Origin of the sequence: Methylobacterium sp. 4-46 (genome assembly GCF_000019365.1) — a bacterium.
In the GTDB taxonomy this organism is placed as follows: domain Bacteria; phylum Pseudomonadota; class Alphaproteobacteria; order Rhizobiales; family Beijerinckiaceae; genus Methylobacterium.
Map to the genome: position 1 here is coordinate 4,121,346 of NC_010511.1, position 12,510 is coordinate 4,133,855.

The 12,510-nt window shown below is 74.1% G+C and carries 12 protein-coding genes; all 12 read left to right on the forward strand.

The features are described 5' to 3' along the window. Positions 1 to 42: 42 nt before the first annotated feature. The gene (locus M446_RS17720; RefSeq protein WP_012333475.1) at positions 43 to 1,221 is read left to right on the forward strand and encodes a methyltransferase; all 1,179 of its coding nucleotides are present in this window, start codon (positions 43 to 45) and stop codon (positions 1,219 to 1,221) included. 93 nt (positions 1,222 to 1,314) lie between these two features. Further along, the gene (gene bchC / locus M446_RS17725; RefSeq protein WP_012333476.1) at positions 1,315 to 2,253 is read left to right on the forward strand and encodes a chlorophyll synthesis pathway protein BchC; all 939 of its coding nucleotides are present in this window, start codon (positions 1,315 to 1,317) and stop codon (positions 2,251 to 2,253) included. After that, positions 2,250 to 3,254 (forward strand): chlorophyllide a reductase iron protein subunit X, encoded by a 1,005-nt coding sequence (locus M446_RS17730; RefSeq protein ID WP_012333477.1) that lies wholly within the window; start codon positions 2,250 to 2,252, stop codon positions 3,252 to 3,254. The genes bchC and M446_RS17730 overlap by 4 nt, the downstream gene beginning before the upstream one ends. 2 nt (positions 3,255 to 3,256) lie before the next feature. After that, positions 3,257 to 4,807 (forward strand): chlorophyllide a reductase subunit Y, encoded by a 1,551-nt coding sequence (bchY, locus tag M446_RS17735; RefSeq protein WP_012333478.1) that lies wholly within the window; start codon positions 3,257 to 3,259, stop codon positions 4,805 to 4,807. After that, the gene (bchZ, locus tag M446_RS17740; RefSeq protein ID WP_012333479.1) at positions 4,807 to 6,270 is read left to right on the forward strand and encodes a chlorophyllide a reductase subunit Z; all 1,464 of its coding nucleotides are present in this window, start codon (positions 4,807 to 4,809) and stop codon (positions 6,268 to 6,270) included. Before bchY ends, bchZ begins: the two co-directional genes overlap by 1 nt. 214 nt (positions 6,271 to 6,484) lie before the next feature. Next, complete coding sequence (locus tag M446_RS17745; RefSeq protein WP_012333480.1) at positions 6,485 to 6,700, forward strand: hypothetical protein; 216 nt, start codon at positions 6,485 to 6,487, stop codon at positions 6,698 to 6,700. 170 nt (positions 6,701 to 6,870) lie between these two features. Continuing rightward, complete coding sequence (gene pufB / locus M446_RS17750; protein ID WP_012333481.1) at positions 6,871 to 7,101, forward strand: light-harvesting antenna LH1, beta subunit; 231 nt, start codon at positions 6,871 to 6,873, stop codon at positions 7,099 to 7,101. Between the two features lie 16 nt (positions 7,102 to 7,117). Then, the gene (gene pufA / locus M446_RS17755; protein WP_012333482.1) at positions 7,118 to 7,297 is read left to right on the forward strand and encodes a light-harvesting antenna LH1, alpha subunit; all 180 of its coding nucleotides are present in this window, start codon (positions 7,118 to 7,120) and stop codon (positions 7,295 to 7,297) included. A gap of 111 nt (positions 7,298 to 7,408) precedes the next feature. Continuing rightward, complete coding sequence (gene pufL / locus M446_RS17760; RefSeq protein ID WP_012333483.1) at positions 7,409 to 8,233, forward strand: photosynthetic reaction center subunit L; 825 nt, start codon at positions 7,409 to 7,411, stop codon at positions 8,231 to 8,233. A gap of 42 nt (positions 8,234 to 8,275) precedes the next feature. Beyond that, complete coding sequence (pufM, locus tag M446_RS17765) at positions 8,276 to 9,256, forward strand: photosynthetic reaction center subunit M (RefSeq protein WP_012333484.1); 981 nt, start codon at positions 8,276 to 8,278, stop codon at positions 9,254 to 9,256. After that, positions 9,253 to 10,296: a photosynthetic reaction center cytochrome PufC gene (gene pufC, locus M446_RS17770; protein WP_043701366.1), complete on the forward strand. Its 1,044-nt coding sequence runs from the start codon at positions 9,253 to 9,255 to the stop codon at positions 10,294 to 10,296. Before pufM ends, pufC begins: the two co-directional genes overlap by 4 nt. 148 nt (positions 10,297 to 10,444) lie before the next feature. Beyond that, complete coding sequence (locus tag M446_RS17775) at positions 10,445 to 12,499, forward strand: methyl-accepting chemotaxis protein (protein WP_012333486.1); 2,055 nt, start codon at positions 10,445 to 10,447, stop codon at positions 12,497 to 12,499. The last annotated feature ends 11 nt before the right edge of the window (positions 12,500 to 12,510 follow it).

Consider the following 12,510-nt stretch of genomic DNA (forward strand, 5'->3'; position numbering starts at 1 on the left):
GGACCCGCACGCCCCGCCATTCCCTCGCCCGGAGCATCGCCCATGCACGGCACCGGCCCGCACGCGCTGACGGCCCGACCGGCCGCCCCGCCCCCCCGCCCCTGGCGCGAGCGCTGGCTCGCGCTCCGCCACCGGCTGATCGCCAGCCCGCGCTTCCAGCGCTTCGCCGCCGCCTTCCCGCCGACGCGCCCGGTCGCGCGCCGCAACGCGCGGGCCCTGTTCGACCTCTGCGCCGGCTTCGTCTACGCGCAGGTGCTGGCGGCCTGCGTCGCGCTCGACCTCTTTCGCCTGCTCGCGGACGGCCCCCTGGCGCCCGACTGCATCGCCCGCCGCCTCGACCTGCCGCCGGAGCGGGCGCTGTGCCTCCTGCGCGCCGCCGCCTCCCTCGACCTCCTGACCGCCCTGCCGGACGGCCGCTTCGCCCTGGCGGATCTCGGCGCGGCCCTCCTCGGCAATCCCTCGGTGGGCGCGATGATCGCCCACCACGCCCTGCTCTACGACGACCTGCGCGACCCCGTGGCGCTCCTGCGCGGGCGGGCGGGGCCGAGCCGGCTCGCGGGCTACTGGGCCTATGCGGGATCCGCGGCGCCCGCCGCCCTCGGCGAGGCCGCCGTCGCGCCCTACGGCGCCCTGATGGGGGCCTCCCAGGCCCTCGTCGCGGGCGACATCCTCGACGCCTACCCGCTCGCCCGGCACCGCCGGCTCCTCGACGTCGGCGGCGGGGAGGGCGCCTTCGCGGTGGCGGCCGCGCGGCGCGCGCCCCACCTCGCCGTCACCCTGTTCGACCTGCCCCCGGTGGCGGCCCGCGCCGCGCGGCGCTTCGCCGAGGAGGGGCTGGGCGGGCGCGCCACCGCCCTCGGCGGCAGCTTCCACGACGGGCTGCCGCCCGGCGCCGACCTGATCTCCCTGGTGCGCGTGGTGCACGACCACGACGATGCGCCCGCCGCCGCCCTGCTGCGGGCCGCCCACGACGCCCTGCCGCCCGGCGGAACCCTGCTCCTCGCCGAGCCGATGGCCGGGACGCGGGGCGCCGAGCCGGTCGGCGACGCCTATTTCGGCTTCTACCTCCTCGCCATGGGCAGCGGGCGCCCGCGCCGCGCGGAGGAACTCGCCGCGATGCTGCGGCAGGCCGGCTTCGGCGACATCCGCGAGCGCGCCACCCGCCGCCCGCTCCTGGTCCGACTCCTCGTCGCGCGCCGCGGATCCGTGTCAAAAGTGTAAACTCAACTTGACGCCACACCGTGGCAATCTAAACTGACATGAGCCGCACGAAGCGGCACCGCTGCCGACGCAGCGCTGGGAGGGGCGGATCGCATGCACGCGCTGGCCGTGATCCTCGACGGGCCCGAACGCCTCGGCCTCGACCGGCTCGCCCTCGACTCGCCCGGCCCGGCCGACGCCGTGGTCGAAGTGGCGTGGAGCGGCATCAGCACCGGCACCGAGCGCCTGCTCTGGTCGGGCCGGATGCCGGACTTCCCCGGCATGGGCTATCCCCTGGTCCCCGGCTACGAGTCGGTCGGGCGCGTGGTCGAGGCCGGCCCCGAATCCGGCCGCCGCCCCGGCGAGACCGTCTTCGTGCCCGGCGCCCGCTGCTTCGGCCCGGTGCGCGGCCTGTTCGGCGGCGCGGCCTCGCACCTCGTGGTCGAGGGCGCGCGCCTGTTGCCCATCGACGCGGCGCTCGGCGAGCGCGGCATCCTGCTGGCCCTCGCCGCGACCGCCTACCACGCCCTGGCGGGGGCGGAGCGCGGCGAGCGCCACCTCGTCGTCGGGCACGGCGTGCTCGGGCGCCTCCTGGCGCGCCTCGCCCGGCTCAGCGGTCAGGACCCGGTGGTCTGGGAGCGCGATCCGGCCCGCCGCGGCGGCGAGCACGGCTACCCGGTGCTCGACCCGGCCGCCGACGAGACCGGGCGCTACGCCCGCATCACCGACGCGAGCGGCGATGCCGGCCTCCTCGACGGGCTGATCGCCCGCCTCGCGCCCGGGGGCGAGGTGGTGCTGGCGGGCTTCTACGAGGCGCCGCTCTCCTTCGCCTTCCCGCCGGCCTTCCTGCGCGAGGCGCGCCTCCGGGTCTCGGCGCAGTGGCGGCCCGGCGACCTCGACGCGGTCGCGGGCCTCGTGCGCGCGGGCGCGCTCGGCCTCGACGGCCTGATCAGCCACCGCCGGCCCGCCGCGCAGGCCGCGAGCGCCTACCGCACGGCCCTCACCGATCCCGCCTGCCTCAAGATGGTCCTCGACTGGAGAGCCCGCTCATGACTGCCGCCCCGCACGCAGCCGCTCTCCGCCACCCCGATCCCCGCCCGGCGGGCCCCTCGGTCGCGCCGCCCGATCCGCGGGAGGGCGCGGCCCGGCGCGAGACCCAGGTGATCGCGATCTACGGCAAGGGGGGCATCGGCAAGAGCTTCACCCTCGCCAACCTGTCCTACATGCTCGCCCAGCAGGGGCGGCGGGTGCTGCTGATCGGGTGCGATCCGAAGAGCGACACCACCTCGCTGCTGTTCGGCGGCCGGGCCTGCCCGACCATCATCGAGACCTCGACCCGCCGCAAGCTCGCGGGCGAGGCGGTGGCGATCGGCGACGTCTGCTTCAAGCGCGACGGCGTCTTCGCCATGGAACTCGGCGGACCGGAGGTGGGCCGCGGCTGCGGCGGGCGCGGCATCATCCACGGCTTCGAACTGCTGGAGAAGCTCGGCTTCCACGAATGGGGCTTCGACTACGTCCTGCTCGACTTCCTCGGCGACGTGGTCTGCGGCGGCTTCGGCCTGCCGATCGCCCGCGACATGTGCCAGAAGGTCATCGTCGTCGGCTCGAACGACCTGCAATCGCTCTACGTCGCCAACAACGTCTGCTCGGCGGTGGAGTATTTCCGCAAGCTCGGCGGCAATGTCGGGGTGGGCGGCCTCGTCATCAACAAGGACGACGGCACCGGGGAGGCGCAGGCCTTCGCGGCGAGCGCCGGCATCCCGGTGCTCGCCTCGATCCCGGCCGACGACGACATCCGCCGCAAGAGCGCCAATTACGAGATCATCGGCCGGCCCGACGGCCGCTGGGGACCGCTCTTCGCCGAACTCGCCGCCAACGTGGCGGCGGCCGCGCCCCACCAGCCGCTTCCCCTGAGCCAGGACGCGCTGCTCGGCCTGTTCAAGGGCGAGGCGGTCGGCCGCGGCGTGGTCCTGGACCCGGCGAGCGACGAGGACATGCGCGGCCGGCCGGTCCAGCCGCGGGCCTCCCTCGAAGTCGTCTACGACGCGGTGTGAGCATGGGCGCCTCTCTCGACATCGGGGCGCTGCGCGCCCGCGGCGAGGCCCGGCAGGGGCCGGAGCCGGCTGCTCCCGGGCCGGACCCGATTCCGGCGCCGGACGGGCCCGGCTGCCACGCCGGACGGGCGCAGCTGCGCGCCGCCGCCGAGGCGGCGGGCATGGGCGAGACCCTGCAGGCGCTCCGGCGCGACTACCCGGCGGGCCCCCACGACCAGCCCCAGAGCATGTGCCCGGCCTTCGGCGCCCTGCGGGTGGGGCTGCGCATGCGCCGCACGGCCACGATCCTGTCGGGCTCGGCCTGCTGCGTCTACGGGCTCACCTTCACGTCGCACTTCTACGGGGCGCGCCGCACGGTCGGCTACGTGCCCTTCAACTCGGAGACCCTGGTCACCGGCAAGCTGTTCGAGGACATCCGCGACGCCGTCCGGGCGGTGGCCGACCCGGCCCAGTGCGACGCCGTGGTGGTGATCAATCTCTGCGTGCCGACCGCCTCCGGCGTGCCCCTTCGGCTGCTGCCGCGGGAGATCGACGGGGTGCGCATCATCGGCATCGACGTGCCGGGCTTCGGGGTGCCGACCCATGCCGAGGCCAAGGACGTGCTCGCCGGCGCGATGCTGCGGGTCGCGCGGGCCGAGGCCGAGCGGGGACCGGTCGCGGCGCCGCGCCAGGGCCGCGACGGTCGCCCGACCGTGACGCTGCTCGGCGAGATGTTCCCGGCCGACCCGGTGCAGATCGGCGCCCTGCTCGAGCCGCTCGGGCTCAGCCCCGGCCCGGTCGTGCCGACGCGGGAGTGGCGGGAGCTCTACGCGGCCCTCGACTGCGCCGCCGTCGCGGCGATCCATCCCTTCTACACCGCGGCGATCCGCGAGTTCGAGGCGGCCGGGCGGACGGTCCTCGGCTCGGCGCCGGTGGGCCACGAGGGCACCGCCGCCTGGCTCGACGCGGTCGGCGAGGCCTGCGGGGTCGCCCGCCTCACCGTCGAGGCGGCCAAGAACCGGATCCTGCCGGCGATCCGCGGGGCGCTCGCCGCCAACCCGATCCGCGGGCGGATCACGCTGTCGGGCTACGAGGGGTCCGAACTCATCGTGGCCCGGCTCCTCGTCGAGAGCGGGGCCGAACTGCCCTATGTCGGCACCGCCTGCCCGCGCACCCGCTTCGCGGAGGACGACCGGGCGTGGCTGGAGGCGCGCGGCACCCGGGTGCAGTTCCGCGCCTCCCTGGAGCAGGATCTCGCCGCCCTTGAGGAGTTCCGGCCCGACCTCGCGGTCGGCACCACGCCGGTCGTGCAGAGGGCCAAGGAGCGGGCGATCCCCGCCCTCTACTTCACCAACCTGATCTCGGCGCGCCCGCTGATGGGCATTGCCGGGGCGGGCTCGCTCGCCCAGGTCGTGAACGGGGCGCTCGCCCAGCGGGAGCGGTTCTCCGCCATGCGCGCCTTCTTCGAAGGCGTCGGCGAGGGCCACGCGGCCGGGATCTGGGAGGACGTGCCGCAGCGCCGCGCGCCCCCGAAGCGCGCCCCCGCCCCGGCGCCGATCGGGGAGGGCGCCTGATGCTCGTCCTCGATCACGACCGCGCCGGCGGCTACTGGGGCGCCGTCTACGTCTTCACCGCGGTGAAGGGCCTGCAGGTCGTCATCGACGGCCCGGTCGGCTGCGAGAACCTGCCGGTGACCTCGGTGCTGCACTACACCGACGCATTGCCCCCGCACGAATTGCCGATCGTGGTGACCGGCCTCGCCGAGGAGGAACTCGGCCGCCACGGCACCGAGGGCGCGATGAAGCGCGCCCACGCCACCCTCGACCCGAGCCAGCCGAGCGTCGTGGTCACCGGCTCGATCGCCGAGATGATCGGCGGCGGCGTCACCCCCGAGGGGACCAACCTCCAGCGCTTCCTGCCCCGCACCATCGACGAGGATCAGTGGCAGGCGGCCGACCGCGCCCTGTCCTGGCTCTGGGCCGAGTACGGGCTGAAGAAGGCGGCCCGGAAGGGCGCGATCCCGCCCCGCCCGGCCCGCACCCCGGCGGTGAGGCCGCGGGTCAACATCATCGGGCCGGCCTACGGCAGCTTCAACACGCCCTCCGACCTCGCCGAGATCCGGCGGCTCGTCGAGGGGATCGGCGCCGAGGTGAACCTCGTCTTCCCGCTCGGCTGCCACCTCGCGGACATCCCCCGCCTCGTCGAGGCGGACGCCAACATCTGCCTCTACCGCGAATTCGGCCGGCTCCTGTGCGAGTCCCTCGACCGGCCCTACCTTCAGGCGCCGTTCGGCATCCACAGCACCACCAAGTTCCTGCGCGCCCTCGGCGAGATCCTCGACCTCGATCCCGAACCCTTCATCGTGCGCGAGAAGCACACCACGCTGAAGCCCCTCTGGGACCTCTGGCGCTCGGTCACGCAGGACTTCTTCGGCTCGGCGAGCTTCGGGGTGGTCGCGACCGAGACCTACGCGCGGGGCCTGCGCCACTTCCTGGAGGAGGAGATGGGACTGCCCTGCCGCTTCGCCTTCGCGCGCACGGCCGGGGTCAAGCCCGACAACGCCGCCGTCCGGGCGGCGATCCGGGAGACGCCGCCGCTGGTGCTGTTCGGCTCCTACAATGAGCGGATGTACCTCGCCGAGAGCGGGGGCCGGGCGGTCTACATCCCGGCCTCGTTCCCGGGGGCGGTGGTGCGGCGCCACACCGGCACGCCCTTCATGGGCTATGCGGGCGCGACCTACCTCGTGCAGGAAGTCTGCAACGCGCTCTTCGACGCGCTCTTCCACATCCTGCCGCTCGCCCGCGACCTCGACGCCGTCGAGGCGACGCCGGCCCGCGCGCACCGCGAACTGCCCTGGGACGAGGAGGCGCGGGCGCGCCTCGACGCCTCGGTGGCGGCGAGCCCCGTCCTGGTGCGGATCTCCTACGCCAAGCGCCTGCGCGACGCCGCCGAGCGCGAGGCGCAGCGGGTCGGCGCCGAGCGGGTCACGGAACTCTGCGTCGAGCGCGCCCGCAGCGCCCTCGCCGCGGCCGCCTGATCCCCCCGGCGGCGGGTGACGGGCGGCCCCGGCCGCCCGCCGCGGGCCGCGCCGCCCGCGGTCGAGCACGACGGAATGCGCGCGCCGCGCGGTCATCGCGCGGCGCGCCCCAGGGATTTGGCAGGCGCGGAGCGCGTCACGGACACGGCACGCGCGCGGAGCGCGCCACGGATTCGGCACGCGCGCGGAGCGCGCCAGGGAGGAGATCAGACGCATGACCCGTCCGTTCACCACGGCCTCGCGCTCCCGGTCGGAACAGGCCCAGTTCCGCCTGATCCTGGCGGCGACCTACCCGGTCTTCCTGGCGGCGGCCGTCGTCCAGCGCGTGCTCCCGGGCCGCGGCGTCACGCCCCCGGGGCTGCGGCGCTCCGTGTTCGGCGAGGCGCGGGCGATGGCGCTCTCGGCCATCCCCTTCGCCTTCATGGGCTGAACCCGGGCGGCCCCCGGCCCCCCGGTTTGCCGGCCACCGGCCCGCAGGGCCGACCGGAGAGTTTCCGTCGCCGTCCCGGCGACGGAGAGACCGCCCGTTCCCGCCGCGCGGGGGCGGGCGACCACCCCCGCGCGGCAGCCCCGCGCGGACCCGCATCCGGAGGTTCGGCAATGGCCAATGGAATGGACAAACCAAGTACCCTCTCGGGACTGACCGAGGAGGAGGCGAAGGAATTCCACGGAATCTTCGTCACCAGCTTCATCATCTTCACGGCGATCGCGGTGGTCGCCCACTTCCTCGTCTGGCTGTGGCGGCCCTGGCTGCCGGGACCGAACGGCTACTCGTCGCTGACGGACGGCGTGACCTACGCCGCCCACGGCCTCCTGCCCTTCATCGGCTGAGGACGGAGCTCTCGCCATGCACAAGATCTGGCTTCTGTTCGATCCGCGCCGCACCCTGGTGGCGCTGGCCGTCTTCCTGTTCACGCTCGCGATCCTGATCCACTTCATCCTGCTCAGCACCAACCGGTTCAACTGGCTGGAGGGGCCCGCGGTGAAGAGGGCCGAGATCCCGCACAGCCTCGTGCTGCCGACCTGACGGCCCGAAAGGGGCGCCGCTCTCGGCGCTCCACACCGCGGACGGCGGCCCGGACCGACACCGGGGCACCGCCCGCGGGCGACTGCGCTCCATCGCGGGGAGGCGGCCACCATGGCCATGCTGAATTTCGAGCGGAAATACCGGGTCCGCGGCGGCACGCTGCTCGGCGGCGACCTGTTCGACTTCTGGGTCGGGCCCTTCTACGTCGGGTTCTTCGGGGTCACGACGATCTTCTTCAGCCTGCTCGGCACCGGGCTGATCCTCTGGGGCGCGGCGCTCGGCCCGACCTGGAACGTCTGGCAGATCAGCATCGCGCCGCCCGACCTCAAGTACGGGCTGGCCCTCGCCCCGCTGCGCGAGGGCGGGCTGTGGCAGCTCATCACCGTCTGCGCCATCGGGGCCTTCTGCTCCTGGGCGCTGCGCGAGGTCGAGATCTGCCGCAAGCTCGGCATCGGCTACCACGTTCCCTTCGCCTTCTCGGTGGCGATCCTCGCCTACGTCACCCTCGTGGTGATCCGCCCCTTCCTGATGGGCGCCTGGGGGCACGGCTTCCCGTACGGGATCCTGAGCCATCTCGACTGGGTGTCGAACGTCGGCTACCAGTACCTGCACTTCCATTACAATCCGGCCCATATGCTCGGCGTGACGTTCTTCTTCACGACGACCTTCGCGCTGGCGCTTCACGGCTCGATGATCCTGTCCGCGACCAATCCCGGCAAGGGCGAGGTGGTGAAGACGCCGGAGCACGAGGACACCTACTTCCGTGACACGATCGGCTACTCGATCGGCACGATCGGCATCCACCGGCTCGGCCTGTTCCTCGCCCTCTCGGCGGGTTTCTGGAGCGCCGTCTGCATCGTCATCAGCGGCCCGTTCTGGACCCGCGGCTGGCCCGAATGGTGGGGCTGGTGGCTGAACCTGCCGGTCTGGCGCTGAACCGCTCCCCGCACCGTCACCCTGAAGAAGGCATCCGCCGCCATGGGGTATTACCAGAACATCTACACGCAGGTGCAGGTGCATCCCCTGCGCCCTGAGCCCGGGGTCAGCATCCCGCACATCGAGAAGCGGGTCGGCACCGGCCACTTCAACTATCTCGCGGGCCTCGTCGGCAACGCGCAGGTCGGCCCGATCTACCTCGGCACGACCGGCACGCTGTCCCTGGTGAGCGGGTTCATCGCCTTCGAGATCATCGGCCTCAACATGTGGGCCTCGGTGAACTGGGACCCGATCCAGTTCCTGCGCCAGCTGCCCTGGCTCGCCCTGGAGCCGCCGCGCCCGCAATACGGGCTGATGATCCTGCCGCCGATGGCGGAGGGCGGCTGGTGGCTGCTCGCCGGCTTCTTCCTGACCGTCTCGATCCTGCTCTGGTGGTTCCGGATGTACCGGCGCGCCAAGGCGCTCGGGCTCGGCTACCACGTGCCCTGGGCCTTCGCCTCGGCGATCTGGCTCTACCTCGTGCTCGGCTTCATCCGGCCGATCCTGATGGGGTCCTGGAGCGAGGCGGTGCCGTTCGGCATCTTCCCGCACCTCGACTGGACCGCCGCCTTCTCGCTGCGCTACGGCAACCTGTTCTACAACCCCTTCCACATGCTCTCGATCGTCTTCCTGTACGGGTCGACGCTGCTCTTCGCCATGCACGGGGCCACCATCCTGGCCACCAGCCGCTATGGCTCCGAGCGCGAGATCGAGCAGATCGTGGACCGGGGCACCGCCACCGAGCGCGCCGCCCTGTTCTGGCGCTGGACCATGGGCTTCAACGCCACGATGGAATCCGTCCATCGCTGGGCGTGGTGGTTCGCGGTCCTGACCACGCTCACCGGCGGCATCGGCATCCTGCTCACCGGCACCGTCGTCGACAATTGGTACCTCTGGGCCGTCAAGCACGGCGTCGCCCCGAGCTATCCGGCGGTCTACGGGCCGGTGGTCGATCCCCTGAGCCTGACGGGAGGCGCGCGATGAGATTGGCCCTTCAACTCCTCGGCGTCGTCGTCGCGGTGCTGCTGACGGGCGCGATGCTCGGCACGGCGGGCTGGACCCATCCCCCCGTGCGCTCCGAGCAGGTCGGCTACCGCGGCACCGGCATGGTGCAGGTGACGAACCCCCGCACCCAGGCCGCGCTCCTCGCCGCCAACACGGTCCCGACCCCGCAGGACCCGGCGCCTCCCGGCGGCGAGCCCGCGACCCAGACCTACCAGAACGTCCAGGTCCTCACCGACCTCACGACCGACCAGTTCAACCGCGTGATGGTCTCGATCACCGAGTGGGTCTCGCCCGAGCAGGGCTGCGCCTATTGCCACAACGTCGAGAACATGGCCGATGACAGCGTCTACGCCAAGACGGTGGCGCGCGCGATGCTGCGCATGACCCGCCACGTCAACGCCGATTGGAAGAACCACGTCGGCACCACCGGCGTGACCTGCTACACCTGCCACCGCGGCAACCCGGTGCCGGCGAATGTCTGGCACAACAACCCGGGCCCGGCCCATGCCCTGGGCTTTGCGGCCCGCGACAACGGCCAGAACCACCCGAGCCTCGCGGCGGGCCTCGCCTCGCTGCCCTACGACCCGTTCAAGGACCTGCTCGGCGACAAGGGCATCGACAACGGCGCGATCCGGGTCGCCGCGACCACGGCCCTGCCGGTGAGCCCCGGCAAGCCGATCATGACCACCGAGAAGACCTACTCGCTGATGATCCACATGTCGGAGGGGCTCGGGGTCAACTGCACCTACTGCCACAACAGCCGCGCCTTCTCGAACTGGGGCGAGAGCACGCCCAAGCGCGTGACGGCCTGGCACGGCATCCGGATGGTGCGCGACATCAACGGCTCCTACATCGAGCCGCTCGCTCCGGCCCTGCCGCAGGTGCGCCTCGGCCCGGAGGGCGACCCGCCCAAGGCCAATTGCACCACCTGCCACCAGGGCCTCGCCAAGCCCCTCAACGGCGCCAGCATGCTCAAGGACTATCCGGAACTCGCCGGAGGACCCCTGCCGCGGCCCTGACCGAGAGTTGCGGCTCGTCGGGACGGTCCCTGCCGAAGCGGCAGGGGCCGTGCTGTTTCGGTCACGGTGAGATCACGGCGCAATTCGTAAATTGTTAGACTGGTATTTACGCCTCGCGCGACAGTGTACGGGCCTCCGGAAGGGCCCCATGCCGATTCTGCACCACACCCGATCGCTCGCGGCGCGCATCGTCCTCGCGGCCCTGGCGCCGTGTCTCGTCCTCGCCGGCGCCGTGCTGCTGGCGGGGAGCGAGCGGGCGCGGCAGTGGGACGAGATGGGCCGGGTCGAGCGGCACGTCGACCTCGCGGCGGCGCTGAGCCGCTTCGTCCACGAGACGCAGATCGAGCGCGGCGCGTCGAACCTGTTCCTCGGCGCGAAGGGCGGCCAGTTCCGGGCCGAGGTGGCGGCCCAGCGCGAGCGGACGGACGCCGCCCTCGCCGCCCTGACGGAGATCCTCCCCGCCGAGGCGGCGGATCCCGGCGAGGGGCTCGCGCGCCGCGCCGCGGCGCTGCGCCGGGCGCCCGCGCTGCTGCGCGGCCACCGGTCCGCGGTCGACGCGCTGGCGGCGACGGCCAAGCAGAACCTCGCCCTCTACACGGGCCTGATCGACGAGGCGCTCGGCATGGTCGGGGAGCTGTCGCGCCGCGCCGCGCACCCGGCGATCGCGGCGCGGCTCCTCGCCTACGCGGCGCTGCTGGCGCTCAAGGAGGAGGCGGGGCGCGAGCGGGCCACCGCGGCGGCGATCTTCGCGGCGGGCAGCGCCGACCTCGCGGCGTTCGAGCGCCTCGCGGGGCTGGCGGCCAGCCAGGCCGCGCGGGAGGGCGCCTTCCGCCTCTGGGCGGAGCCGGACGCCGCGGAGGCGGTCGCGGCGGTCGAGGCCCAGGAGGCGTCCCGGGAGGTGGCGCGGCTGCGCCGCCTCGTCCTCGACGCGCCGCCGGGCTCCCCGCTCGCCTTCCGCGACGCGCCCGCGTGGTTCGGGCTGGCGACGCGCCGGATCGAGGGCCTGAAGGGGGTCGAGGACCGGCTGACGGCGGAGATGCGCGAGGCTGCGCGGGCGGTGCGGGCCGAGGCGGGCCGCGCGCTCGCGGCCTGGACCGGCGCGGGGCTCGGCGCGGTCGGCCTCTCGGTCCTGCTGGCGGCGGCGATCGCGCGCGCCATCGCCCGGCCGCTCGTCCTGGTGTCGCGGACCATCGCGGCGATCGGTCGGGGCGAGGAGGCTCCGGCCCTGCCGCCGGGCGGCCCGCGCGAGGTCCGCGCGCTCGCCGAGGCGGCCGAACGCCTCCGCGAGGGCGTGAGCGAGCGGCGCCGGATCCGCGCCGCGCAGGAGGAGGAGGGCCGCCGGCGGGCGCTCGCCCAGCGCGCCGCCATGCAGGCGGTGGCGGAGCGCTTCGAGGCCCGGGTCGGGCGCATCATCGCGGCGGTCGCCGACGCGGCGCGGGAGCTGCAGCGCGCGGCGGAGGGACTCGCCTGGAATGCGGCCGCGACGGCCGAGCGCTCCGCGACCGTGTCGGGCGCCGCCGGGGGCGCCGCCGCGCACGTCGCGGCGGTCACCGCCGCCGCCGAAGCCCTCGCCGCCTCGGTCGGCGAGATCGGCCGCGAGGTGCGGGATTCCGCCGACCTCGCCCGGAGCGCGGTCGAGGAGGCGGCCCGCACCCGGGCGGTGGTAGGGGATCTCAGCGCCGCCGCGGGCCAGATCGGGGACGTGGCGGGGCTGATCGCGGCGATCGCGGCCCGGACCAACCTGCTGGCGCTGAACGCCGCCATCGAGGCGGCGCGGGCGGGCGAGGCCGGGCGCGGCTTCGCGGTCGTCGCCGCCGAGGTCAAGCACCTCGCCGCGCAGACCGCGCGCGCGACGGACGAGATCACCGGGCAGATCGGCCGGATCCAGGGCTCGACCGGGGCGGCGGTGGCGGCGATCGGCCGGATCTCCGGGGTGATCGGCCGGATCAGCCTCGGGTCCGAGGCGATCGCCGCGGAGGTGGCCGGGCAGGGCGAGGCGGCGCGCGAGATCGGCCACAACGTCGCGCGGGCCGCCCTCGGGACGGGCGCGGTCACCCGCACCATCGCGGGCGTCGCCGGGGCCGCGGAGGAGACCGGTGCCGCCTCGGCCCGCCTGCTCGCCTCCGCCACCGACCTGGCGAGCCAGGCCGAGACCCTGGGCGGGGAGGTCGCGCGCTTCCTCGATTCCGTGCGGGCGGCCTGATCCGGGATCGG

Excerpts from the sequence above, each read along its gene's own strand:
- M446_RS17720 (WP_012333475.1), top strand. The coding sequence starts at position 43 with ATGCACGGCACCGGCCCGCACGCGCTGACGGCCCGACCGGCCGCCCCG.
- M446_RS17730 (WP_012333477.1), top strand. The coding sequence starts at position 2,250 with ATGACTGCCGCCCCGCACGCAGCCGCTCTCCGCCACCCCGATCCCCGC.
- pufA (WP_012333482.1), top strand. The coding sequence starts at position 7,118 with ATGCACAAGATCTGGCTTCTGTTCGATCCGCGCCGCACCCTGGTGGCG.
- pufL (WP_012333483.1), top strand. The coding sequence starts at position 7,409 with ATGGCCATGCTGAATTTCGAGCGGAAATACCGGGTCCGCGGCGGCACG.
- bchC (WP_012333476.1), top strand. The coding sequence starts at position 1,315 with ATGCACGCGCTGGCCGTGATCCTCGACGGGCCCGAACGCCTCGGCCTC.
- bchY (WP_012333478.1), top strand. The coding sequence starts at position 3,257 with ATGGGCGCCTCTCTCGACATCGGGGCGCTGCGCGCCCGCGGCGAGGCC.
- M446_RS17775 (WP_012333486.1), top strand. The coding sequence starts at position 10,445 with ATGCCGATTCTGCACCACACCCGATCGCTCGCGGCGCGCATCGTCCTC.
- M446_RS17745 (WP_012333480.1), top strand. The coding sequence starts at position 6,485 with ATGACCCGTCCGTTCACCACGGCCTCGCGCTCCCGGTCGGAACAGGCC.
- pufM (WP_012333484.1), top strand. The coding sequence starts at position 8,276 with ATGGGGTATTACCAGAACATCTACACGCAGGTGCAGGTGCATCCCCTG.
- pufC (WP_043701366.1), top strand. The coding sequence starts at position 9,253 with ATGAGATTGGCCCTTCAACTCCTCGGCGTCGTCGTCGCGGTGCTGCTG.
- bchZ (WP_012333479.1), top strand. The coding sequence starts at position 4,807 with ATGCTCGTCCTCGATCACGACCGCGCCGGCGGCTACTGGGGCGCCGTC.
- pufB (WP_012333481.1), top strand. The coding sequence starts at position 6,871 with ATGGCCAATGGAATGGACAAACCAAGTACCCTCTCGGGACTGACCGAG.